General features: G+C 61.3%; 18 protein-coding genes and 1 pseudogene. 8 read left to right on the forward strand and 11 right to left on the reverse strand.

Annotation, left to right across the window (positions count from 1 at the left end; translation table 11 throughout):
* Positions 1-2: 2 nt before the first annotated feature.
* The 3 genes from RHM69_RS23395 to RHM69_RS23405 are packed head-to-tail and all read right to left on the reverse strand — an operon-like array spanning position 3 to position 1,757.
* Positions 3-272, reverse strand: a complete 270-nt coding sequence (locus tag RHM69_RS23395) for a phosphopantetheine-binding protein (protein WP_034125597.1) — start codon at positions 270-272, stop codon at positions 3-5.
* Complete coding sequence (locus tag RHM69_RS23400) at positions 250-1,062, reverse strand: lysophospholipid acyltransferase family protein (protein ID WP_003187953.1); 813 nt, start codon at positions 1,060-1,062, stop codon at positions 250-252. The genes RHM69_RS23395 and RHM69_RS23400 overlap by 23 nt, the downstream gene beginning before the upstream one ends.
* A complete protein-coding gene (locus RHM69_RS23405) occupies positions 1,038-1,757 on the reverse strand; it encodes a beta-ketoacyl synthase chain length factor (protein WP_014716605.1) in 720 nt (239 codons plus the stop codon). The genes RHM69_RS23400 and RHM69_RS23405 overlap by 25 nt, the downstream gene beginning before the upstream one ends.
* A gap of 316 nt (positions 1,758-2,073) precedes the next feature.
* Between RHM69_RS23405 and RHM69_RS23410 the strand changes: the two genes are divergently transcribed.
* Both RHM69_RS23410 and RHM69_RS23415 read left to right on the forward strand, forming a co-directional pair.
* The gene (locus tag RHM69_RS23410) at positions 2,074-2,844 is read left to right on the forward strand and encodes a ParA family protein (protein ID WP_014716606.1); all 771 of its coding nucleotides are present in this window, start codon (positions 2,074-2,076) and stop codon (positions 2,842-2,844) included.
* A 485-nt stretch (positions 2,845-3,329) separates the two neighbouring features.
* The gene (locus RHM69_RS23415; protein ID WP_014716607.1) at positions 3,330-3,548 is read left to right on the forward strand and encodes a DUF6124 family protein; all 219 of its coding nucleotides are present in this window, start codon (positions 3,330-3,332) and stop codon (positions 3,546-3,548) included.
* Between the two features lie 131 nt (positions 3,549-3,679).
* Here RHM69_RS23415 and trxC read toward each other — a convergent pair whose 3' ends face one another.
* Entirely contained in the window at positions 3,680-4,114 is a 435-nt protein-coding gene (trxC, locus tag RHM69_RS23420) for a thioredoxin TrxC (protein ID WP_032904075.1), read from the reverse strand.
* 81 nt (positions 4,115-4,195) lie between these two features.
* Between trxC and RHM69_RS23425 the strand changes: the two genes are divergently transcribed.
* Positions 4,196-4,420: a hypothetical protein gene (locus RHM69_RS23425; protein ID WP_032904074.1), complete on the forward strand. Its 225-nt coding sequence runs from the start codon at positions 4,196-4,198 to the stop codon at positions 4,418-4,420.
* Between the two features lie 41 nt (positions 4,421-4,461).
* Here the strand turns inward: RHM69_RS23425 and selO are convergent, their stop codons facing one another.
* From selO to RHM69_RS31160, 5 genes and pseudogenes are all read right to left on the reverse strand, one after another.
* Positions 4,462-5,925 (reverse strand): protein adenylyltransferase SelO, encoded by a 1,464-nt coding sequence (gene selO / locus RHM69_RS23430; protein WP_020301658.1) that lies wholly within the window; start codon positions 5,923-5,925, stop codon positions 4,462-4,464.
* A 48-nt stretch (positions 5,926-5,973) separates the two neighbouring features.
* Positions 5,974-9,357, reverse strand: coding sequence for a mechanosensitive channel MscK (mscK, locus tag RHM69_RS23435; protein WP_014716611.1), 3,384 nt, complete (start codon positions 9,355-9,357; stop codon positions 5,974-5,976).
* A gap of 49 nt (positions 9,358-9,406) precedes the next feature.
* Positions 9,407-11,149 (reverse strand): potassium/proton antiporter, encoded by a 1,743-nt coding sequence (locus RHM69_RS23440; protein ID WP_014716612.1) that lies wholly within the window; start codon positions 11,147-11,149, stop codon positions 9,407-9,409.
* Positions 11,150-11,390: 241 nt separating this feature from the next.
* Positions 11,391-12,263 carry a methyl-accepting chemotaxis protein gene (locus tag RHM69_RS31155; protein ID WP_370694794.1) on the reverse strand — a complete coding sequence of 291 codons (873 nt, stop codon included), beginning with the start codon at positions 12,261-12,263 and terminating at the stop codon, positions 11,391-11,393.
* Positions 12,246-13,016 (reverse strand): annotated as a pseudogene (locus tag RHM69_RS31160) (MCP four helix bundle domain-containing protein); the annotation flags it as partial. The gene RHM69_RS31155 and the pseudogene RHM69_RS31160, both read right to left, overlap by 18 nt.
* 277 nt (positions 13,017-13,293) lie before the next feature.
* Here RHM69_RS31160 and RHM69_RS23450 point away from each other — a divergent pair.
* Together RHM69_RS23450 and RHM69_RS23455 are read left to right on the forward strand one after the other, a co-directional pair.
* A complete protein-coding gene (locus RHM69_RS23450) occupies positions 13,294-13,524 on the forward strand; it encodes a hypothetical protein (RefSeq protein ID WP_003187970.1) in 231 nt (76 codons plus the stop codon).
* Positions 13,521-13,814, forward strand: a complete 294-nt coding sequence (locus RHM69_RS23455) for a cell division protein ZapA (RefSeq protein ID WP_003187971.1) — start codon at positions 13,521-13,523, stop codon at positions 13,812-13,814. Before RHM69_RS23450 ends, RHM69_RS23455 begins: the two co-directional genes overlap by 4 nt.
* Positions 13,815-13,817: 3 nt before the next feature.
* On the opposite strand, the gene RHM69_RS23460 is transcribed toward RHM69_RS23455, so the two are convergent.
* Positions 13,818-15,620 carry an acyl-CoA dehydrogenase gene (locus RHM69_RS23460; protein ID WP_038448593.1) on the reverse strand — a complete coding sequence of 601 codons (1,803 nt, stop codon included), beginning with the start codon at positions 15,618-15,620 and terminating at the stop codon, positions 13,818-13,820.
* Between the two features lie 241 nt (positions 15,621-15,861).
* Positions 15,862-19,815, reverse strand: a complete 3,954-nt coding sequence (gene putA, locus RHM69_RS23465; RefSeq protein WP_019818318.1) for a trifunctional transcriptional regulator/proline dehydrogenase/L-glutamate gamma-semialdehyde dehydrogenase — start codon at positions 19,813-19,815, stop codon at positions 15,862-15,864.
* Between the two features lie 461 nt (positions 19,816-20,276).
* On the opposite strand from putA, the gene putP reads away from it, so the two are divergent.
* From putP to RHM69_RS23480, 3 genes are all read left to right on the forward strand, one after another.
* Complete coding sequence (gene putP, locus RHM69_RS23470) at positions 20,277-21,761, forward strand: sodium/proline symporter PutP (protein ID WP_137270870.1); 1,485 nt, start codon at positions 20,277-20,279, stop codon at positions 21,759-21,761.
* A 216-nt stretch (positions 21,762-21,977) separates the two neighbouring features.
* Positions 21,978-23,999 (forward strand): type VI secretion system tip protein TssI/VgrG, encoded by a 2,022-nt coding sequence (gene tssI / locus RHM69_RS23475; protein WP_200599111.1) that lies wholly within the window; start codon positions 21,978-21,980, stop codon positions 23,997-23,999.
* The gene (locus tag RHM69_RS23480; protein ID WP_200599112.1) at positions 23,999-24,724 is read left to right on the forward strand and encodes a DUF4123 domain-containing protein; all 726 of its coding nucleotides are present in this window, start codon (positions 23,999-24,001) and stop codon (positions 24,722-24,724) included. The genes tssI and RHM69_RS23480 overlap by 1 nt, the downstream gene beginning before the upstream one ends.
* Positions 24,725-24,783: the final 59 nt, after the last annotated feature.

Genomic DNA, 24,783 nt, shown 5'->3' on the forward strand with positions numbered 1-24,783 from the left:
TCTCAAGCTGCCTGTCGGGCCGTGACGAACGCCGCAAGGCTGGCCACGTTGGTGAAGTGATTGCGGGTGTCCTTGGCGTCGGCATCGATTTTGATGCCGTATTTTTTCTGGATCGCCAGGCCCAATTCCAGCGCATCGACCGAATCCAGGCCCAGGCCTTCGCCAAACAGGGTCTGGTCGCTGCCAATATCGTCGGGGCTGATGTCTTCCAGGCCCAGGGCCTCGATGATCAGCGTCTTTATGTCGTGCTCAAGGCGGTGTTGGTCGCTCATCTTCGGCGAGCTCCTTAATGAAATAGTGATGCAGGTGATCGTTGAGCTTGCGTGAAGCCTGGGGCGCGGGCCCGACTGCGGCAAACGCTTGTGGCTCTATATCGGCGCCCACGCGCAAACTGAAGTGAAATCGACGGTGGGGGATGCGATACCAGGGTTCGGCCTTGGTCAGGGTGGTGGGGCTGACCTTGATCACCACTGGCGTGATGATTGTCGCACCACGCAGCGCAATGGCCGCACCGCCGCGATGAAAGGCCGGCGCCGCGCCCGGCGTGGTGCGGGTGCCTTCGGGAAAGATGATCAGCGTCTGGCCGGCGCGCAGGGCGTCGGCTGCGGCATCGAGCATGTCGGCACTGCCGTCATTGCTGATATAGCCGGCATCGCGCACCGGGCTGCGGGTGAACGGGTTCTGGAACAGGCTCTGCTTGACCACGCAGTTGGTCTGGCGCATCAGGCCGATCAGGAACACCACGTCGATAAGCGATGGGTGGTTGGCGACGATCATCTGGCCAGGGCGGCCAAGCTTTTCGGCACCCTCGACGCTGTACGTGAGAATGCCCAGGCCCTTCATCAGGCGAATGAAAAACCAGAACAGGCAACTGATGGTGTGGCGTGCGCGCCGTTGATGCTGGCTGGCGTCGCCCGGCAGGCAACTGAGCAACGGAAATACCAGCAAACGCAGGCACAGCCCGCCGATGCCAAACAGGCAAAAGCTGAGGGCCGTGGCGAACAGGCGCCAATAATAGGCCTGCCGTGGCTTGTGGGTCAGGGCTTGCGTTGCCAGTTCCATACTCGGTTCTTCCAGGCATGTTGGCAGGCGCCCTGTTCGGTCAGCAGGGTGCGCAGCAGGTTCAGGGCGTGGGGCCACTGGGTTTGAGTGAGTTGGACAGTGCCGGTGGTGAGTTCCAGTTGCCACTCGTCGCCCGGCGTGAGCAACAGGCCGAGGGCGTAGGGGAAGGGCACATCCCTAATCCAGCTGGCGTAGGCGTGGGGCGGTTGTTCTTCGGTGATCACCAGCAATACGGCGGCGGCGCCTTCGTTGAGCAACGCGGCGGCTTCGAGCAGGCCGTGTTCGAGGCCATCGCCGGCGGCGGCGAGGGCGGTCATCTCGCTGGTTTCATTGCGCAGGATCGACCACAGGCCAATCACCGCGTTATGCACCGACAGGCTGAACTGAGTGGGCGACAGCGGCTGCTCGTTGGCCAGGTCACTGAGGATGTCCAGGGTGCGCGGGGTTTCGCCGTGGCGGGAAATAAACACCAGCGGCAGGTCTTCAAGGCCCTCGGCCAGCGGCCAGCCGACGCTGAACGCCATGCGCGCCAGCCGGCTCAGACGGCGGCGCTGCATGGCTGGCAAAAATGACACATCGGGGGACGCTTCGCTGACAGGCGGCAACACCGGGTCCCGGCACCAGGCGTACCAGTCGTCCGCACTCGCAAGGCCGGGAGCCCAGGCGCGCCATTGGGCGATGTTGAAGTTGATCACTGAGAAGTTATCCCGCCCCTGCGGGCTTCCATGTGCGGCCAATGGCCCCGGATTCCGGGACAGGGAGCAATGGCCGTATGGCGCGCATTATCCCGGTGCCGTGGGGTTCTAGCAAATAGTGGTGAAAGTTTGTTCACTATTGATCACAAATAAGTTGGAAGAATTTGCAGATTATCGGCGATCAAAGGCCGGACTCGATCGTTACGCGGTTTCCATTCATTTGTGAGCCAGACAGCGCGCAAGGATGAACGAGGTAGCTAACCGGCGCTTTTGCGCTCTACACTCGGGGGATTCATTGATACACGGAGGTTTTTCCATGCGGCGCGTGGTGTTCAATCAAAAAGGCGGTGTGGGCAAGTCCAGCATCGCCTGCAACCTGGCGGCGGTCAGCGCCAGCGAAGGTTATCGAACCCTATTGGTGGACCTCGATGCACAGGCCAACTCAACCCAGTACCTCACTGGGCTGACGGGTGACGACATCCCCATGGGGATCGCGGATTTTTTCAAGCAGACGTTGTCTTCCGGGCCGTTTTCGAAGAAGAACAAGGTGGATATCTACGAAACGCCGTTCGACAACCTGCACGTGATCACCGCCACCGCCGAGCTGGCAGACCTGCAGCCCAAGCTCGAAGCCAAGCACAAAATCAACAAGCTGCGAAAACTGCTGGATGAGCTGAGCGAGGATTACGACCGCATTTACCTGGATACGCCTCCGGCCTTGAACTTCTACGCGGTTTCGGCGCTGATTGCCGCTGATCGTGTGCTGATCCCCTTCGATTGCGACAGCTTCTCGCGCCAGGCGTTGTATGGCCTGCTAGCAGAGATCGAAGAATTGAAGGACGACCATAACGAAGGCCTGGAAGTGGAGGGCATCGTGGTTAACCAGTTCCAGGCCCGGGCGAGCCTGCCGCAGCAGATTCTCGATGAGTTGATTGCCGAAGGGCTGCCGGTACTGCCGGTGTACCTGGCCAGCTCCGTGCGTATGCGCGAGTCGCACCAGGAGAGCAAGCCGCTGATTCATCTGGACCCACGGCATAAGCTGACGCAGCAGTTTGTGGACCTGCATAACTTGCTGGAAAACGCCTGATCCCACAGGCAACACCGAACACTGTGGGAGCCGGGCTTGCCCGCGATGAGGGCGGCAAATTGAGTCAATGTGTCGCCTGGAACACCGTTATCGCAGGCAAGCCAGCTCCCACAGTTTGGATTGCATGCCGGCAGGTGAGTTGGATATGTCCCACAAGGTATGTAGGAAGGGTCTGGCAATTGGGCTTGTGCCTTGTAACCTTGCCTACAGCTACGCCAGAATCCGCCGGCTTGTGCGTCTGGATGGGCGTCTCTAAGGTTTGCCGGTCGCTGAATGTTCAGTGATCGGGTTTAGTAGCCCGACCGACCAAAGCATGTGCACCTGCTCCAAAAGCATGGCGTTTATCGCCTATCTGATGGTGGCTGTGCGCAGGGCACCTTCGGGTGCGCCGGTCTTTGCTTTGTTCCCCGGTCTACTAACCTGCGTACAGCTTCCACCCTTCGTTTAGTAGCGAAACGGTAGTGGCCCTATCAGGGAACAAATGCATGTCTATCCGTCTTTTCAATGTTTCACCCAACCTCCCCACCGAAACCCTCGTACTCAACAGCTACGAAACCTTCTCCTCGGTGCGCACCTTGCTGCTCAACCTGTCCAACGACCTCACCGGCGAACACCGCGACGTAGCGCTGGCCATCCACCAGTTAAGCGAACTGGGCGTCATGCTGGTCAGCCAGATGATGGACCGCGAAGCCCCGCTGACCTAACGCATGAAATGCATCTAATGTGGGAGCTGGCTTGCCTGCGATGGCATCACCTCGGTGTACCAGGCAGACCGAGTCGCCTGCATCGCAGGCAAGCCAGCTCCCACATTGACCGAGTTGATGGAGGGGGATGTTTACACCCCCTGGCTACGCAACCAACTCATCAACTGCGGCAACGGAAATGCCCCACTCTGGCGCGCCACTTCGCGGCCGTTCTTGAACAGTATCAAACTGGGAATCGAGCGAATCCCCAGCTGAGCCGACAGCTGCTGGTTTGCCTCACTGTCCAGCTTCGCCAGCCGGCACTTGCCTTCCAACTGCCCGGCGGCCTGTTCGAATACCGGCGCAAACGACTTGCACGGCCCGCACCAGTCGGCCCACACATCGACCAGCAGCGGCAGGTCGCCCTTGATCTGGTTGGCATAGTCACCCTGTTTCAAATCAAAGGGTTTGTTCAGCAACACCGACTGCTTGCAGCGCCCGCACTTGGGCGCATCACCCAGGCGTTCGCCGGGGATGCGGTTGAGGCCGTTGCAATGAGGGCAGGGGATTACAAGAGATTCGGACATCGGGGGCTCCTTGGGGGCGGCTATTGGCTTCAATCTGGTGTCGGCGACGCGGTTTATCAACACGCGAAAAAAGGACAAAGCATGAACCACGCTCTAAAACTGGCCATTGAACATTGGCCTTACGTTGCAACGCTGCTGCGCAAACCCCAAACCGAGGATGATTATGGCGTCCTGGTCGAGGCGATTGATGAGCTGCTCGATATCACAGGAGAAGATGAAGACCATCCAATGAGTGGGCTACTTGACATCATTTCTGACTGGGTGGAGGCCTATGATCTGGAGCATCAGCGTATGCCTCAGATCTGATGAGCCTACTCACCGCAGAATAATCCGACCGTCTTTAGGACTTACGACGAACAACTAATCTCCAAATGCTTGCCCCAATCCGGCGGTCGTTGCGCGTACTGCTCCATCCCCGCTTGTTCCTCAAACGGTCTGGTCAGCACGTCATGCAGCCGCCGCACTTCGCTGTAGTCGCCTGATTCGGCGGCGGCGATGGCGTTTTGGGCCAGGTAGTTGCGCAGGATATATAGCGGGTTGACCGCGTGCATGCGCTCACGGCGCTGTTCCTGGGTGTAATCCCCGTCCCGCGCCACGCGGGCCTTGTACTGCTCGGCCCAGGCGTCGAACCCGGCCAGGTCGACAAAGTCATCACGTAGCCGCGCCACGGCCAGAGCAGCGGGTTCATCGCCCAGGTGGCGCAAGAACAGCGTGTAGTCCACGCCGCTGTTCTGCATCAGCTTGAGCAAGCGCTCCACCAACTGCTGGTCGGCGTCTTCGGCGGTGGTCAGGCCCAGGCGGCGGCGCATCAAGTCCAGGTAGTGCGCCTGGTACAGCGGCAGGTACAGGCCGAGGGCTTCTTTCAGTGCGTCAACGCTGATAAACGGCGTGAGCGCCTGGGCCAAGGCGCTGAGGTTCCACTGCCCGATCGGCACCTGGTTGCTGAAGGAGTAGCGCCCTTCATGATCGGAATGGTTGCAGATGAAGTGCGCGTCAAAATCATCGAGAAACGCGAAGGGCCCGAAGTCGAAGGTAATGCCCAGGATCGACATGTTGTCGGTGTTCATCACGCCGTGGCAAAAACCATAAGCCTGCCACTTGGCGATCATTTCGGCGTTGCGCTCGACGATCTCGCGGAACATCGCCAGGTAAGGCTCGGGTTGCTCGCGGCATTCTGGGTAGTGCAGGTTCAGCACGTGCTCGGCCAGTTCGGCCTGTTGCTCAGGCTTCTTGGTGTAATAGAAATATTCGAAGTGCCCGAAGCGAATATGGCTGTGGGCCAGGCGTAAAACCATCGCTCCGCGTTCCTGTTTCTCCCGCCATACCGGCGTGCTGGAGCCGATCACGCACAGGGCGCGGCTGGTGGGGATGCCCAGCGCATGCAGGGCTTCGGAGGCGAGGAATTCACGAATCGAAGAGCGCAACACCGCCCGCCCGTCGCCCATGCGCGAGTAAGGCGTCATCCCGGCGCCCTTGAGGTGCAAATCCCAATGCTCGCCGGCCTCGTTATAGACCTCGCCCAGCAGCAACCCGCGGCCATCGCCCAGTTGCGGCGTGTAGCCGCCGAATTGATGCCCGGAATACACCATCGCCCGTGGCTCGGCTTCGGCCCACAGTTTGTGGCCGCCAAACAGTTCGGCAAACACGGAGGTTTCGGCCACGGCCGGGTCGAGGTCGAGCAGCGCCATGGCGGCCTTGCTCGCTACCACCAGGCGCGGTTCGTCCAGGGGTTCGGGCAGAACGTGGGTTGAGAACGCATCGCCCAGGCGTGCGAAGCGATTGTCGAAGGTCAGTTCGTCGAGGGCTTTCACCGGCCATCTCCAGCAGAATGTCCGAGCATTCTGCTGGGGATAGGGCATTTAGTCGAGTTTGCTGGGTGGCGGCTCCGGCGCATCCACCACTTTGCCCGCAGGCGGCTCTGGGGCGTCGGGCTGGTCGACGGGCTGCACAATGGTCTTGCGCTCATCCTCGGCCGGCACCAGTTTGTATTCCTGGCCGTGGAGGTTTTTCAGGTAGATCTCCATCTGCCGGAACGAGATGTTGATGTGCTGTTTCTTGAACTCACGGTTGATAAAGCGGTTGACCTCGTCGAGCACCGGGTTGCGGTCGCCCAGGTCGCGCACGTGCATGCGCAGCTCGTGGTCCAGTGTGCTTTCGCCGAAGTTGAGGAAGTACACATGGGGTTCCGGTTCTTTCAGGACCCGAGGGTTTTCCCGAGCGGCTTTCAGTAACAGTTCCTTCACCAAGTCGAGGTCGGAGCCGTAGTCCACGCCGAGTTTGAGGGTCACCCGAGTGATGGTGTCGGTCAGCGACCAGTTGATCAACTGCCCGGTAATGAAGGTCTTGTTGGGGACAATGATGTCTTTATTGTCGAAGTCGGTAATGGTGGTGGCACGAATACGGATCTTGCTCACCGTACCCGACAGGTTGCCGATGGTAATGGTGTCGCCGATGCGCACCGGGCGTTCGAACAAAATCATGATGCCGGAGATGAAGTTGGCGAAGATCTCCTGCATGCCGAAACCCAGGCCCACCGACAGCGCGGCCACCAGCCATTGCAGCTTGTCCCAGCTCACACCGAGGGTGGAAAGGGTGGTGACAAAGCCCACGCCGGCAATGATGTAGGACAGCAAGGTGGTGGTGGCGTAGGCGCTGCCCTGGGCCAAGTCCAGCTTGGACAGCACCAGCACTTCCAGCAGGCCGGGCAGGTTGCGCGCCAGGGCGAAGGTGATACCGATGATAATCGACGCGCCCAGCAGGTCGCCGATGCTGATGGGCACCATGCTGATATTCGCACCGGTACCGCTGGTGTATTCGTACAGCGTGACGTTGTCCAGGTAGGAAAATACCGAGATCAGGTCCGACCACACCCAATACAACGCCGCGATAAAGCCGCCGAGCAGGGCCAGGCGGATCAGGCGCATGGACTGTTCGTTGACCTGCTCGATGTCCAGGGTCGGCTCTTCGATCACCGCTTCGCCGTCACCGGCCTCCTTGGCTGCCTGGCGTTTGGCCAGGGCGCGGGCGTAGGCCAGGCGCCGTGCGGCAACACCCAGGCCGCGCACGAAGGTGGCTTCGATCACCAGCCAGAACATCAGCAGGTACAGGGTGTTGATCAGCCGGTCACTGAGTTTCAGCGCGGTGTAGTAATAGCCAAAGCACACGGCAATAAACAGCGCGATGGGCAGGGCGGTGAACACCACCCCGATCGCTTTGCGAAACAATGAGGCCTTTTCGTGGGTTGGGCTGTTCAGCAGCAGGCGGCCCAGCAGCCAGGCCATCAGCCCGTAACAGGTCAGTACCACGGCGATACCCAACACGTCGTCAGCCAGCGCGGCCGGTTGATGTTCGGCAATTGCGACCACGGCCACCAACGCCAGTACCACCAGCCCGAGCTTGCGTATCCAGCCTTGCAGGAATTCGACCTGCGGCCTCTCCCAGCGAAAGTGCAGCTCCGCCACGCCGCCCGGCGCGAGGATGCGGTAGGCGGTGTAGAACACCAGCCAGGCTTGGGCGATCTGCAGCAAGGCCGCGCCCAGGTTGGCGTTTTGCCCGCGGGCGTCGATCTGCAACGCGTAGCCGCACAGCGCCAGGCCCAGGGCCACGGGCATCGCCAGCAGGATGTTGATCAGGATGGCCTGCGGCGTATGCCACTGGCTGTCGCGCTTGAAGTGGCCGATGTCCTGGTGAACCTTTTTCAGGCGCACATACAGCGCATTGCGCCGCCACAGCAGCGCGCCGATCAGCAACAGCAACGGCAGGAACAGCAGCGGGCGTTGGGTCAGGCCGTCATACAGCTCGCTGACGCTGGACGCCCAGGGCAGGGTGGTGACCTGCTTGCTCAGGTGCGCCGGTACGGTTTCCAGCCATTCGGTGTCCAGCGGCTTGTTGCTGGGGATCCAGAACATTTGCTCGTCGAGCGTGGCGCGCAGGGTGCTGGCGGTGCTGAGCAGTTGTTTCTGGTTCAGTTGCAGGGTGATGGATTCGTTGAGCAGTGCGCTCAGTTCGCGGCTCAGGCGTTCCAGCAGGTCGCTGCGGGTGATCGCCACTTCCAGCAGGGTGCGGCGCAGTTGCGGGGTGACTTCATCTGGCGGCTGGTTGGCCAGCAGGTTGTCCACATAGGCGCTGGGGGAGGTGATCAGCTCTCGCTGTTGGTTGACCTCGAACTGGTACAGGCGAATGTTGGCGATGTCGTCGGCCAGGTCTTTGTCCACGGTCAGACGCGGCAGGGCCTGCTTTTGTTTATAGAGAATCTTGGACAGCAGCAGGCTGCCCTTGAGCACGTTGATCTGCTCGTCCAGGGCCGAATCGCTTTGGGTCACGGTGTCCAGTTGCTGCTTGGTCTGCAGGTTTTTCTGGGTCAGGTCGTTGAGGCGGTCGGTGCTTTTGAGCAGGTAGTCGGACAGCTTCAGGTTGTCTGCGCTTTCCTTGGCCAGGATGCTGCTGCCCCCGGCTTTCTGCGCTTCGATGGACTGTTGGGTCACCGTCTGCTGGGACTGGGCCAGGCGTTTCTGGTTGATCAGGGTTTGCAGGTCCTGGATTTCCTGCTCCAGGCGTGCGGTTTTTTCCTGGATCAGGTCATGCTGGCTGTTGCCCAAATCTTGCAGCTGGCTGTTGCCGGCCAATTCCTGGCGGCGCAGGGGAATCAAGGCATTCAGGGCCGCCAGTTCGGCGTTGAGCTGGTTGCGCTGGTCGCTGCTGAGGGGCTTGCCGTTGTCTTTGCCAAGCTTGAGCGTCGCGTTGATTTGCTGGATGCGCGTCTGGCTGCTGCTGATTTCGGTCTGAGCGCGCTCGGGGCGGGTCTGGGCGGCGATGGTCAGGCTGTTGGCGTCGGCCAGTTCTTTTTGCAGGTCGCCTTGCTGGGTGCTGCGTTGCACCAATAACTGCTCAAGCTGCGGCACCGGCAGGCTGGCGTAGCGTTGGGCCACCGGAATGATTTTGGTGGCCTTGAGGCGCGCCAGCTCACGCTGGTTCTCATTGGTCTGGCGCGGGGCCTCTTCCAGCTGGCGCTTGAGGTCGGCCAGGCGCTGCTCGTAGTCCTGCTGATTGCCCAAGTAGGTCAGGGTCTGTTGCAGGGTCGCCTGCAGCGCCTTCATGTCGGCGTCAGGCAGCTTGCGGTCGGGCAGTTTATCCAGGCTTTGCTGGACGGCTTCGGCGCTGGGCGGGTCGGCGGCATATACGCTGCCAACACAAAGGGTCAGGCCCAGCAGGGCAGTGGCGAGAAAAGTACGCAGGGTTGGCATAGAGACCGGTCTTGCAAAGTGAAGAATCGGGGCGTCGTTGTCCCGCAGTTTAGAGGAAGAGTCCGGGGCCCGGGCGACTTCCTTCGGGGAATCTGACGCCGACTTTGCCAATCTTGTTCCCGTCCATGACCGCGACGGTCCAGATGGTGTTGTTCCACTCCACCTGGTCGCCGACTACCGGTGCACCGCCCACCTTCTGGGTGATGAAACGGCTCAGCGGCATGTCCGGGTCGATACCCTCAAGCTTGAGCCCGTACAAGGCGGAAACCGCGCCCAGCTGGGCGTCGCCTTCGAGGACGAAGTCGCCGAAGAAGCGCAAATCGAGGCCCCGTTGCGGTGCCTGGCTGAACAGTTTGCCCAGAGCCGGCAGGTTGTGTTCGTGGCCGATCACACAGAGCAAATCGTCGACTTCCAGCACCGTACTACCCGACGGATGGAGCAGTTGCTGGCCACGAAACAGCGCGGCGATGCGCGTGCCTTCGGGCATTTTCAGCTCGCGCAGGGCCGCGCCGATGCACCATTTCTCGGCGCCGAGGCGGTAGACGAACAGCTCCCACTCGCTGGTGACGTGCACTTCCAGGGCTGCGCGGGAGATCGGTGCCGGGTCTGGCGGTACGGTGACTTTGAGCAACTTGGCCACCCACGGCAGGCTGGTGCCCTGCACCAACAGCGAGACCAGCACGATAAAGAACGCCAGGTTGAAGTACAGCTGTGCATGGGGCAGACCGGCCATCAGCGGGAACACCGCGAGGATGATCGGTACCGCGCCGCGCAGGCCGACCCAGGCGATAAAGGCCTTTTCGCGCCCGTGGAACGCTTTGAATGGCAGCAGGCCAACCATCACCGACAGCGGCCGGGCAAACAGGATCATCCACAGCGCCAGGCCCAGGGCGGGCAGGGCGATGGGCAGCAAGTCGTGAGGCGTGACCAGCAGGCCCAGCACCAAGAACATCCCGATCTGCGCCAGCCAGGCCATGCCGTCGAGCATGTGCAAAATGCCATGGCGGCTGCGCACCGGGCGGTTGCCGATCACCAGCCCGCACAGGTACACGGCGAGGAAGCCGCTGCCGTGCAGGGCGTTGGTCAGGGCAAACACGAACAGGCCGCCGGCGATCACCAGGATCGGGTACAGGCCGTTGGCCAGGTTGATGCGGTTGACCAGCTGCAACATCAGCCAGCCGCCACCCAGGCCTACCAGGCCACCGATGCCGAATTCGCGGATCAGGTGCGTGAGCAGGCTCCAGTGCAGGCCGGTCTGGCCGCTGGCGAGCATGTCGATCAGGGTGACGGTGAGGAACACCGCCATCGGATCGTTACTGCCCGATTCGATTTCCAGGCTGGCGCTGACCCGCTCGTTGAGGCCCTTGCCGCCCAGCAGTGAGAACACCGCCGCGGCGTCCGTGGAGCCGACAATGGCACCAATCAGCAGGCCCTGGATGATATTGAGGTCGAACAGCCAGGCCGCGGCCATGCCCGTGAGGCCGGTGGTAATCAACACCCCCACCGTGGCCAGGGACAATGCCGGCCACAGCGCCACGCGGAAACTCGCCACCCGGGTGCGCAAACCGCCGTCGAGCAGGATCACGGCGAGGGCGAGGTTGCCCACCAGGTAGGCGGTCGGGTAGTTGTCGAAAATGATGCCACCGCCATCGACCCCGGCGGTCATGCCCACGGCCAGGATAATCACCAGGATGGGGATCCCCAGGCGTGACGAAAGCGAACTCACCAGAATGCTCGCAGTCACCAGCAACGCGCCGATCAAGAACAGGCTGTTGATGGTCGTCGCATTCAAAGGCAGTACTCCAGGGCAGGGGAAGACAGGACGCAAACTGACCATGCAGTCTGCGTGCCAGGGATTCTAACCTGTTGAATTGCTGCGCTGTCAAAAAGCTTTTGTGGCTGCGCATCGATCAAATGTGGGAGCTGGCTTGCCTGCGATTGCGGTGTGCCAGGCGCCAGGGGCGTTAGCTGATAGATTGCTATCGCAGGCAAGCCAGCTCCCACAGGGTATGCGGTGTGAGCAAAGGCTTATTTCAGAGGCGGAACCTTCCGACCATCCCGTTCAGGTCCACCGCCAACCGCGACAATTCGCCGCTCGCCGCACTGGTCTGGCTGGCGCCGGTGGCCGATTGCACCGACAGGTCACGGATATTCACCAGGTTGCGGTCCACTTCCCGCGCCACCTGGGCCTGTTCTTCCGCCGCGCTGGCGATCACCAGGTTGCGCTCGTTGATCTCCACAATCGCCGTGTTGATGGTGTCCAGCGACAGGCCCGCGCCTCGGGCAATGTTGAGTGTCGATTCGGCCCGCTCGGTGCTGTTACGCATCGAATCCACTGCATGTTCGGTACCCGTCTGGATACTGCCGATCATGCGTTCGATCTCGCTGGTGGACTGCTGGGTGCGATGGGCAAGGGCCCGTACTTCATCGGCCACCACGGCGAAACCACGTCCGGCTTCGCCGGCGCGCGCAGCTTCAATCGCTGCGTTCAGGGCCAGCAGGTTGGTCTGGTCAGCCAGGCCACGGATCACGTCCAGCACTTTGCCGATATCCCGCGATTCATTGGCCAGATCGCCAATCAGGGACGCTGTGGCCTGCACATCGGTACTCATGCGTTCGATGGCGCTAACGGTTTCCTGCACCAGGTCGCGGCCGTCGCCGGCAGAGGTGGTGGCGTTGCGCGAGGCTTCGGAGGTGCTCACCGCGTTGCGTGCGACTTCTTCCACCGCGCTGGTCATCTCGTTGACGGCAGTGGCGGCCTGTTCGATTTCGTTGTTCTGCTGGGTCAGGCCACGGGCGCTTTCGTCGGTGACCGCATTCAGCTCTTCAGCGGCAGACGCCAGCTGGGTAGCGGAGCCGGCGATACGTTGCAGGGTGTCGCGCAGTTTGTGTTGCATCTTGGCCATGGCCGCGAGCAGGCGTCCGGCTTCGTCGTTGCCGTCCACGGTGATCGGGCGCGTCAGGTTGCCTTCGGCCACTTCTTCGGCGGCTTCTAGCGCCTGGGCGATGGGCAGGGTGATGCTGCGTGTCAGCAGCCAGGCGAACAGCAAGGTCAGCGCCGTGGCAACCACCAGCAGGCCTACTACCAGGTCAAAGGCCATGTCGTATTGGTCTTTGGCGCGCTGGTTGGTGGCGTTGGCGTCGTCGTTATTGATATCCAGCAAGCGGGTCAAGACCGCATTGACCTGCTCGGAGTTGTCCAGCAACTCGGTGTTGAGCAGGCTGCGCAGCTCGTTGACCTGATTGGCGCGAGACAGGCTCTTCATGCGCTCTTCAATCTGGCGGTACTGACCCAGCAAGCGCACGTACTCGTTGTAAGCGCTGCGCTCTTCGGTGCTGGTGATCAGTTTTTCGTAGATGTCCTGGGCTGTGCGAATCTGCTGATTGCGCAGTTCGAAGGCTTCCAGGGTCTTTTGCTGTACATCTGGCTCGCGGTTGGTCAGCAAGCGGTACGACAGCACGCGCAGGCGCAGGGTCAGTTGGGTGAATTCATCCAGGGCGCGAATGCTGGGCACGCTGGCCGAGGTGATGTCTTCGGTGGCTGCACGAATTTTGCTCATCTGGTTCAGGGCGAACACACCGAGCAACAACATCAAGGCGCCAATAAACGCGAAGCCAAGGAAGGCCCTCGGGGCGATATTCATATTACGAAAAGACATGCTGGAGTCCTGGGGGAGGCGCTATCCATGCGGCCATGAGACGAGGTGTGCCCGCCTTATCGGCCCTGCGACTAAAGTCTTAAGGGGGCGCGCGCTTTTGTCGCATCGGACCAGGGGTTGGGTGAGTTCAGGAACCAGATCGGGTAAATGCAGTCACTAAGGCTCGAAAGTGCGGCCCGGCCTTGCAACATCGGGCTGCGCGGCCGGGGATAACCCTGGCATCCAAGGTGAATTTTCTTTATCGTCACCGCCCTTTTTAAACGCCCGAGAAATCAAAATGTTAGAAGCATCCCTCAGCCAATTGGAACAACTGGTCAGCGACCTCGTACAGCAGAATCAAGAACTGCTGGGCAGCAACGAATCCCTCAAGGCCGAGCTGGCCCGCGCCAAGGACGAAAACGACAGCCTGCAACTGAACCTGATGGAACAGGAAGAAAAGCACGGCGCCACCGCCGCCCGCATCCAGGCGCTGGTTGAGCGTGTAAGTGCAGGGCCTGTCAGCGCATGAGTGAGGGCATAAAGGTCGTTTCGATTCTCGGAGAGGATTACTCGATCAAGGCACCGGCCGGCGAAGATCAGACCCTGATGCATGCCGTGACCATGCTCAAGGCCTCCCTGGCGGTTACCAAGAAAAAGTACCCGACCCTGATCGGTGACAAGCTATTGGTACTGGCCGCGCTGAACCTGTGCGCCGAGCAGATTGAAATGCAACAGGCGCACCAGCAGGAACTCGACCGTTACCAAGAGCAAGTCAGCGCCACGGTCGATGTGATTTCCAAGGTGATCGGTCAGCCCTGAGGGCTAGAACCACTCGTCTTGCATGCCCAGGCACGTATCGTCGCGTGCTTCCAGAATCGCCAGTTCATGATGGCAGCTCGGTACTTCCCAAGTCAGGAAGTACCGGGCGGCCTGGAGCTTGCCCTTATAAAAGGCCGCGTCAGCCGCTTCCCCTTTGGCCAGCCCTTCTTCGGCGCGGATCGCCTGTTCCAGCCAGCGCCAGCCAATCACCGTGTGCCCGAACACTTTCAAGTACAGCGCCGAGTTCGCCAGGCTGCTGTTGACCTTGCCTTGGGCGAGATCGGTCAGCAGGCCAATCGTGACGCTTTGCAGCCGGTTTACCAGTTGCTCCAGAGGCTCTCGCAGTGCCGTAAGTGAAGGGTGCTTTTGCGCCCGGGCTCCGGTTTCGGCGATCAGGCGAATCAATTGCTTTAAACCGGCGCCGCCGTTCTGCGCCAATTTGCGCCCGAGCAGGTCCAGGGACTGGATGCCGTGGGTGCCTTCATGGATGGGGTTCAGGCGGTTGTCGCGGTAGTACTGCTCCACCGGGTATTCGCGGGTGTAGCCGTGGCCGCCGAGAATCTGGATCGCCAGCTCGTTGGCCTTGAGGCAGAACTCCGACGGCCAGGATTTGACGATGGGCGTGAGCAGGTCGAGCAGTTCGTGGGCTTGCTTGCGCTCGGTGTCGGTTTGCAGGGTGGTGGTGTCGTCGAATAGCCGCGCCGCGTAGAGTCCGAGGTCAAAGGCGCCTTCCACATAGGCTTTCTGGGTCAGTAGCATGCGCTTGATGTCGGCGTGCTGGATGATCGCCACCGGTGCGGTGCTCGGGTCTTTACTATCAGGCAGGCGCCCCTGGGGCCGTTCGCGGGCGTAGTCCAGGGAGTAGAGGTAGCCGGCGTAACCGAGCATCACCGCGCCCATGCCCACGCCGATGCGTGCCTCGTTCATCATCTGGAACATGCAGCTCAGCCCCTGGTGCGGCTTGCCCACCAGATAGCCGACACAGTTGCCGTTATCGCCAAAGTTAAGCGCCGTGGACGTGGTGCCGCGCCAGCCCATCTTGTGGAACAGCCCTGCCAGCAGCACATCGTTGCGAGCGCCCAGGCTGCCGTCCTCGTTGACCAGGAACTTGGGCACGATAAACAGCGAAATGCCCTTCACGCCTGCGGGAGCGTCCGGCAATTTTGCCAGCACCATATGCACGATGTTTTCCGACAGCGAATGGTCGCCACCGGAGATAAAGATCTTGTTGCCCTTGAGCCGATAACTGCCGTCAGCCGCGGGTTCTGCACGGGTACGAATGTCCGACAGGGAAGAACCGGCATGGGGCTCGGTCAGGGCCATGGTGCCGAAGAAGCGCCCGTCGATCATTGGCTGCAGGAAGCGTTGTTTCTGCTCCTCGGTGCCGAAGCTTTCGATCAGGTTGGCGGCGCCCATGGTCAGGAACGGGTAGGACGTCGAGGCGGCGTTGGCCGATTGGAAGTGCGCGAAACAGGCCTGGGACAACAGGGTCGGCAGTTGCATGCCACCTGCTTCAAAGCTACGTGCTGCGTTGAGGAAGCCGGCCTCCAGGAAGGCGTCTACGGCGGGTTTGACTTCCGGGATCAGGATCGCTTGGCCGTTCTCATAACGCGGTTCGTTTTCGTCGTTCTTGCGGTTGTGGGGGGCGAAGTACTTTTCGGCGATGCTGCGCGCCGTGCTGATTGCAGCGTCGAAAGTTTCGCGGTTGTGCTCGGCAAACCGCTCGCGCTGGGTCAGGCCCTCGGCATCGAGGACTTCATACAGCTCGAAAGCCAGATTGCGGGAACTGAGCAGCGTCTCGGACATGGCGGCGTACCTTTGAAGGAATTGGCCTGAGTCTAAGTGCGCGAATGTAGGGTGGCTAGCAAGATTGATTTAAGTGATAGAAGGGCAGAACGCTGGCGAGGCATCGAGATCGTTCCCACGCTCTGCGTGGGAACGCCTCTTTTGACGCTCCGCGTCACGCTTCTGGACGCAGAGCGTCCTTAAGCTGCATTCCCACGCGGAGCGTGGGAACGATCAGCCGCGATCAGCCGCGGTGTGTCAGTTAGCCGATGGTCATCAGGCTGGCGTTACCACCCGCCGCGGCGGTGTTTACGCTCAACGCACGCTCGATCACCAGACGCTCCAGCGCAATCGCCGTTTCGCCTTGCGACAGGCCATGCACCCCAACAATCGCCCCACCGCGCTGCGCCACTTGCTGGCACACCGCACGCAGTTGGTCGGAATCACCGTGATGCAGCACGGCGTCAAACACCACGTCGTCCTTGGTCCAGTCAGCCACGCGCTTGATCTTCGCCTGAATCTCTTTAGGCAGACGTGGGAACAAGGCCTTGGTCAGCTCGGTTTCCGGCCATACCGCCGAACCACCGACGGCCAATACCGCCGCCAGTTGGGTCAGCAGGTCGCCTTCCACTTCGGCCAGGCACAGTACGTGCTCGCGCGGCAGGATGGCGTAGCTGTTGCGCTCGCCGGTCGGGCCGGCCAGTTGGCGGGTGATACCGCTTTGCGACTGGGCGGCGAATTGCGTGCACAGGGCGCTCAGTTCACTGAACTTATTGCCGTCGGCCCAGGTTTTCAGGGCGGTCAGCGATTGGCTCATGGCATCACGCAGGCGCACATCCGGCGCGGCCAACTTGTCGCCGCGTACGAAGGATTGCTCGATTGCATCGGTAGGACGAGTCGACAACAAGCGGTACAGGTACAGCGGGCCACCGGCTTTCGGGCCAGTGCCCGACAGGCCTTCGCCGCCGAACGGCTGCACGCCGACCACGGCGCCAACAATGTTGCGGTTGACGTAGACGTTACCGGCATTGACGTTGTCGATCACCTTGGCGATGGTCTCGTCGATGCGCGTGTGCACGCCCAGGGTCAGGCCGTAGCCGGAAGCGTTGATCTGGCCGATGAGCTGGTCGATCTCTTTGCGCTTGTAGCGCACTACGTGCAGCACCGGGCCGAAGATCTCGCGTTGCAGTTCGTCGAAGCTTTCCAGCTCGATCAGGGTCGGCATCACGAAGGTGCCGCGCTTGATCTCTTCACCGTCGGCAATCGCCACCTGGTAAACGTTGCGGCCTTTGTCACGCATGGCCTGGATGTGTTTCTCGATACCGGCCTTGGCTTCGGCGTCGATCACCGGGCCGATGTCGACCGACAGGCGTTCCGGGTTACCCAGGCGGCATTCAGCCATGGCGCCCTTGAGCATTTCGACCACACGGTCTGCCGAATCTTCCTGCAGGCACAGTACGCGCAGGGCCGAACAACGTTGACCGGCGCTGTCGAAGGCCGACGATACGACGTCGATCACCACTTGTTCGGTCAGCGCCGAGGAATCGACGATCATCGCGTTCTGGCCACCGGTTTCGGCGATCAGCGGAATCGGGCGACCCTGGGCATCCAGGCGACCGGCGACATTGCGTTGCAGCAGGCGCGCCACTTCGGTGGAACCGGTGAACATCACGCCTTTGACGCGATCATCACCCACCAGACGGGCACCGACGCTTTCGCCCTGGCCTGGCAGCAATTGCAGCACACCTTCCGGAATACCGGCTTCAAGCAGAATACGTACGGCCTGGGCAGCCACCAGCGGCGTCTGCTCGGCAGGCTTGGCCAGCACCGGGTTACCGGCAGCCAGCGCTGCAGCTACCTGGCCGCTGAAGATGGCGAGCGGGAAGTTCCACGGGCTGATGCACACCACCGGGCCCAATGGGCGGTGGGCGTCATTGGTAAAGTCGTTGCGCGCCTGCACCGCGTAGTAACGCAGGAAGTCCACGGCTTCACGCACTTCGGCGATGGCGTTGGCGAAGGTCTTGCCGGCTTCACGGGCCAGCAGGCCCATCAGCGGCTGGATCTCGCCTTCCATCAGGTCGGCGGCGCGTTCGAGGATGGCAGCACGTTCGGCGGGCGGGGTGGCCTGCCAGATCGGCGCGGCGCTGATGGCGCACTGGATGGCGTTGTCGACGTCTTCGACGGTGGCTTCCTGTACCTGGCCGACCACATCACGCAGGTCGGACGGGTTCAGCACCGGTTGTGCCGCTTCATTGCTGGCGGCGCAACCGAGCATCGGTGCGGCTTTCCAGTTGTTGTGAGCAGTGGCGAGCAGGGCGCAGGACAACGAGGCCAGGCGATGTTCGTTGGCCAGGTCGATACCGGCCGAGTTGGCGCGGTCGCTGCCGTACAGGTCACGCGGCAAAGGGATGCGCGGGTGTGGCAGGCCGAAACCGCCTTCCTGGGTTGCCATTTGCTCGATGCTGGCCACCGGGTCGGCTACCAGTTCCTGGATCGAGATGGACTGGTCAGCGATGCGGTTGACGAACGAGGTGTTGGCGCCGTTTTCCAGCAGGCGGCGTACCAGATAGGCCAGCAGCGTTTCGTGGGTACCGACCGGCGCGTACACACGGCACGGACGGTTCAACTTACCTTCGGAAACCTTGCCTACAACCTGTTCGTACAGCGGTTCACCCATGCCGTGCAGGCACTGGAACTCGTACTGGCCGGGGTAATAGTTCTGACCGGCGATGTGGTAGATAGCCGACAGGGTGTGGGCGTTGTGCGTGGCGAACTGCGGGTAGATGACTTCCGGCACCGACAGCAGTTTGCGCGCGCAGGCAATGTAGGAAACGTCGGTGTACACCTTACGGGTGTACACCGGGTAGCCTTCCAGGCCTTCGACCTGGGCGCGCTTGATTTCGCTGTCCCAGTACGCGCCTTTTACCAGGCGGATCATCAGGCGATGGCGGCTGCGGCGGGCCAGGTCGATGACGTAGTCGATCACATACGGGCAACGCTTCTGGTACGCCTGGATCACAAAGCCGATGCCGTTCCAGCCAGTCAATTGCGGCTCGAAGCACAGGCGTTCGAGCAGGTCCAGGGACAGCTCCAGGCGGTCGGCTTCTTCGGCGTCGATGTTCAGGCCGATGTCGTACTGCTTGGCCAGCAAGGTCAGCGACAGCAGGCGCGGGTACAACTCGTCCATCACCCGCTCGTACTGCGCACGGCTGTAGCGCGGGTGCAGGGCGGAGAGCTTGATGGAGATGCCCGGGCCTTCATAGATCCCACGGCCATGGGAGGCTTTGCCGATGGAATGAATGGCTTGTTCGTACGAGGCCAGGTACTTCTGGGCGTCGTGTTCGGTGAGGGCGGCTTCACCGAGCATGTCGTAGGAATAGCGGAAGCCCTTGGCTTCGAACTTGCTCGCATTGGCCAGGGCTTCGGCGATGGTTTCGCCGGTGACGAACTGCTCGCCCATCAGGCGCATGGCCATGTCGACGCCCTTGCGGATCATCGGCTCGCCGCTCTTGCCGATGATGCGGCTCAGGGACGAGGTCAGGCCCGCTTCGTTGTGGGTCGACACCAGCTTGCCAGTCAGCAGCAGGCCCCAGGTGGCGGCGTTGACGAACAGCGATGGGCTGTTGCCCAGGTGTGGCTGCCAGTTGCCGGTGCTGATCTTGTCGCGGATCAGCGCATCGCGGGTGCCTTTGTCCGGGATACGCAGCAGCGCTTCGGCCAGGCACATCAGCGCCACGCCTTCCTGGGACGACAGGGAGAATTCTTGCAGCAGGCCCTGAACAATACCGGCACGGCCGCCGGCACTCTTCTGATTGCGCAGTTTTTCGGCAATGCTCGCGGCCAGCTTGTTGGTGGCTTCGGCCATCGGTGCCGGCAGGCGCGCCTGTTCGATCAGCATCGGCACCACTTCCGGCTCGGGGCGACGGTAAGCGGCGGTGATTGCGGCACGCAATACCGATTGCGGCAGGATGCTCTCGGCGAACTCAAGGAAGCACTGGTGGGCGTGGTCGGCCTGGACCTCGCCGGCATCATCGGCCTCCTTGCTGCTCAAGCCATTGAGCTCGGACAGGGTTGCACCACCCTCGAGTTTCTCCAGGTAATTGAAAATCGCCTGCTTGATCAGCCAGTGCGGCGTACGATCAATGGAGGTCGCGGCGGCCTTCAGGCGTTCGCGGGTCGGGTCGTCGAGTTTGACCCCAAGGGTGGTCGTTGCCATTTTTTTATCCTCATGGGTGCCACTACCGAGTGGCATCTGCTGGCGGCAAGATTAGCTTTGCCCATCCCGAGGTGCAACCGGGTGCAACCCTTTTGTTGGTTAAATGTTCGACGCTTGATCGGAAAAAAATAAACAGGCGACCGAATCCGCTCCGCGCTGGTGCATTTGCTTCTGAGATCGGCTGTTCTTGCTCCGAAAAGGAGCAAAAAAAGCGCGTTTGTCCTAAAACATACTTGGGTGCAACTTAATCGGCAGAAACTGGTTGCACCTTATTTGCTTTGTTGAATAGCATTCGCGCACCAAGGTGCAACCAACCCTCAGGGTGGGTTCATCGGCTGGCGGCTTTCCTGGGGAAACGCCAGTCATAAATGCGCGGCATGCAGGTTCGTCTATCCGGTTATCCACGGGTGGCCGTCCCCATGACCGTCGCTACATAAAAACAAAGCCAGGGCGTCACTCCTATGAGCGTTAGCAATCCAACCCTGATCACGTTCGTGATCTACATCGCAGCAATGGTGCTGATCGGCCTGATGGCCTATCGCTCCACCAACAACCTTTCCGATTACATCCTGGGCGGTCGCAGCCTCGGTAGCGTGGTGACAGCCTTGTCCGCCGGTGCTTCCGACATGAGTGGCTGGCTGTTGATGGGCTTGCCGGGCGCGATCTACATGTCCGGTCTGTCGGAAAGCTGGATTGCCATCGGCCTGATCGTCGGTGCTTACCTCAACTGGTTGTTCGTGGCCGGCCGCCTGCGGGTGCAGACCGAACACAACGGCGACGCCCTGACCCTGCCGGATTACTTCTCCAGCCGCTTCGAAGATAAGAGCGGCCTGCTGCGGATCATCTCCGCCGTGGTGATCCTGGTGTTCTTCACCATCTACTGCGCCTCCGGCATCGTCGCCGGCGCCCGCCTGTTCGAAAGCACCTTCGGCATGTCCTACGAGACCGCGCTGTGGGCCGGTGCTGCAGCGACCATTGCCTACACCTTCATCGGTGGTTTCCTGGCAGTCAGTTGGACCGACACCGTACAAGCCACGCTGATGATCTTCGCGCTGATCCTTACGCCGATCATCGTGCTGCTGGCCACCGGCGGCGTAGACACCACCTTCCTGGCCATTGAAGCCAAGGACCCGACCAGCTTCGACATGCTGAAAAACACCACCTTCATCGGCGTTATTTCGCTGATGGGCTGGGGCCTGGGCTACTTCGGCCAACCGCACATCCTTGCGCGTTTCATGGCGGCGGACTCGGTGAAATCGATCGCCAAGGCGCGTCGTATTTCCATGACCTGGATGATCCTGTGCCTGGGCGGCACCGTGGCAGTGGGCTTCTTCGGTATCGCTTACTTCTCGGCACACCCGGAAGTAGCAGGCCCGGTGACTGAAAACCCAGAGCGTGTGTTTATCGAACTGGCCAAAATCCTGTTCAACCCATGGGTTGCCGGTGTGTTGCTGTCGGCCATTCTGGCGGCTGTGATGAGCACCCTGAGCTGCCAATTGCTGGTGTGCTCCAGCGCCCTGACCGAAGACTTCTACAAGGCGTTCCTGCGCAAGGGCGCGTCCCAGCGTGAACTGGTATGGGTCGGTCGCCTGATGGTGCTGGTCGTGGCCTTGATCGCCATCGCCATGGCAGCCAACCCGGAAAACCGCGTACTGGGCCTGGTCAGCTACGCCTGGGCCGGTTTCGGTGCAGCCTTCGGCCCTGTGGTACTGATCTCGGTAATCTGGAAAAACATGACCCGCAACGGCGCGCTGGCCGGCATCCTGGTCGGCGCAATCACCGTGATCGTGTGGAAGCACTTCGAATTGCTGGGCCTGTACGAAATCATCCCAGGCTTCATCTTCGCCAGCCTGGCGATCTACTTCGTGAGCAAGATGGGCGCACCGACGGTGGGTATGGTCGAGCGTTTTGACGCGGCGGAAAAAGATTACAACTTGAACAAGTAATTCGCTGGGCGTTTAACGCCTGCTGAGCGAACAAGAAAGGCCCACGTCCGAAGGACGCTGGGCCTTTTTTTGCTGGGCTGATTGGTGCAATAGCCGCCGATGCCCGTGGATTCCAGCGGTGCTCACGTAGGACCTTACTTATTTGCCGAGGCAGCGCTCGGCCAGGCGAACGGCTGGTGCAGAATCGGCCGCCCACCCTTCGCAGAGAAACACCGGATGTTCGCTCCTGCCAACCAACCCGCATTTACCCTGGCCCTGGATGGGTCGCCCAGTGACTTCAAGGTGTTCGCGTTCAACGGCACCGAGGCCATCAGCCAGCCTTACCGGTTTGAACTTGAGCTGGTCTGCGAGCAACCGGATATCGATCTGGAGGGCTTGCTGCATCGCCAGGTGTACTTGGGCTTCGATGATCAGGGGCATGGCGTTCATGGCCTGGTGTATCGGGTAGCCCAGGGCGACTCGGGCCGGCGCTTGACGCGTTACCAACTCAGTCTTGCGCCGCATTTGGCGTACCTGGCGCACAGCAGCCATCAGCGTATTTTTCAGCATAAGACGGTGCCGCAGATTGTTGCTCAGGTGCTGGCCGGGCAGGGGATTCACAGTGATCGCTTTGAGTTCCGGTTGAGCGGTGATTACCCGGAGCGTGAATATTGCGTGCAGTTCGGCGAGAGCGACCTGGCGTTCATTCAGCGCCTGTGTGCCGAGCTGGGGATTCACTATCACTTCCAGCATTCCCCCGAAGGGCATCTGCTGGTGTTTGGCGATGACCAGACGGTGTTTGCCCAGATGGATCAGCCCACGCCTTACCGGCCAGGTTCGGGAATGGTGGCCGATACCCCTGGGATCAAGCGCTTCACCTTGCAATTGGCGACCCGGACCACGGCGTTGAACCTGCGCGATTACGACTTTCGCAAACCCAATGTCGAGCTGGAAAGCGCAGCCGTCGATGAGTCTTTGCCCAAGCTTGAAGCGCAGCACTACCCCGGCAATTTTTCCGACCGAGCCCATGGCCGATACCTCGCCCAGCGTGGCTTGGAACGGCACCGCAGCGACTACCGCAGTGCCCATGGCCAGGGCGATGAGCCGGCATTGGCCAGTGGCCGGTTTTTGCAGTTGCGCGAGCACCCCCGCGAGGACTGGAATGATTTGTGGCTGGTGACGCAGGTGCGCCATGAAGGCAAACAACCCCAGGTGCTGGAGGAGGCGGTTACCGAGGAAGAGGGTGGGGAGCTGCGCCAGGGGTATCGCAACACATTTGTCGCCGCGCCATGGGATGCGGTTTTTCGTCCGCCTTTGCCGGAGCCGCCGCGCCCGACGGTATCGGGGTATCAAAGCGCGGTGGTTACCGGCCCGGTTGACAGTGAGGTCCACTGTGACGAGTACGGCCGGGTCAAGGTGCAACTGGCCTGGGATCGTGTCGGTGAGCACAACGACCATTCCAGTTGCTGGCTGCGGGTAGCCAGCGGCTGGGCCCATGACCGTTATGGCGTGGTGCTGATCCCCCGGGTCGGTATGGAGGTGCTGGTGGGGTTCGTCAATGGCGACATGGACATGCCGCTGGTGGTGGGGTGCCTGCCCAACGCCGCCACGCCAGTGCCCCTCGACCTGCCCGCAGACAAGACCCGCAGTCTCTGGCGTAGCCAGAGCAGCCCTGGCGGTGGTGGCTACAACGAACTGCGTATCGAGGACCGCAAGGGCGCTGAGGAAATCTACCTGCGCGCCCAGCGGGACTGGACCCAGCATGTGTTGCACGACCAGCAGGTACAGGTCGATAACCAGCGTCGCGTGCAGGTGGGCGGCGAGTCGCGCCATGAGCTGCGGGGCGAAGAGCAGCGCATCACCCACGGCAACCGTTTGACGCAGCTCGAGCAGGATGACCATCTGGTGGTTGGCGGTTCGCAGCACATGCGTGCCGGGCAGACCATTGCGTTGGGGGCCGGACAAAACATCATTATTGATGCGGGTGCCAGCGTGACGATCCAGGCGGGTGGGCAGTCGATCACGTTGTCAGCGGGCGGGATATTCAGCAGTGTGCCGATCCAGCTCGGCAGCGCGCCTGCTCCGACACCTGCACCGTTGATGCCTGGATTGAACGAGACTTTATTGACCGTGGTTCCCGCGCCGTTAAGCCGTGCACAAGTGTTCAGCCTCAAACGCAGCGCGCCGTTCTGCGAAGAATGCGAGCGCTGCAAGAACGGCCAGTGTGACATCGGCGCCCATGCACGGAGTGCGTCCTGATGCCCGCGCCCTTGACGCCCAATGCCTGGCTGGCGCACTACCCGTTGCAGCCAGATGAACAGCTGTACGCCGTGCTGGGCAATGCCAGCGACGCCAAGCCGCTCGCCACCTGGCAAGGCACGGCTGCGGGGAAGATGCCGCGACCGATCTGGGTGGGCACGGCCTACGCTGACTGGGAGGAGGTCATGCCCTACGTTGGCGTCGTTGAGCCGAGCAGTGCTTTTCTCGAGTGGATAGCCACCACCCAAGCGTCGGACTGGGGCTGGCTGGCGGTCTCATCCAGCCCGCTGGAGGTGGTGATCGCGCATTTGAAGGGGTTGACCCAGGTGTACTTGCCGGAAAGCCAGCCGGTGTTTTTGCGCTTCTGGGACGGCGCGCACCTTTTGCCGATGTTGCAGTCATTAGGCGACGAGGCGGCGCGCGTGTTGCCGGTGTTCCAGCGCTACCTGGTCAACGGCCAACCGCTGTCGGTGGCGCCCAAATCAGTCACTGCGGCCCCAACCAGCCCGTGGTGGCAGGTACCGGCATCGTTGCTGATGCATATGGCCCAGCAGTCACCGCAGGTGCTGGTCGACAACCTGTTGCAATGGCTCCAGGAACAGCGCCCTGACCTCTACACCGCGTTTACGCCAGCGACCTTGCAGCACAAGGTCGCCTACTTCGTACGCAGGCCGCAAGTCAGCCATGGCGCATTGGCTGATTACCTTGCCTCGCAACTCAGTTGAGCCCCTGGCAATAGCGTGACATCCGTGCCGCCTGCCGTGCGGCCCTGCACCTTTGCGTC

Origin of the sequence: Pseudomonas sp. CCI1.1 (genome assembly GCF_034348165.1) — a bacterium.
Taxonomy (GTDB): domain Bacteria; phylum Pseudomonadota; class Gammaproteobacteria; order Pseudomonadales; family Pseudomonadaceae; genus Aquipseudomonas; species Aquipseudomonas paracarnis.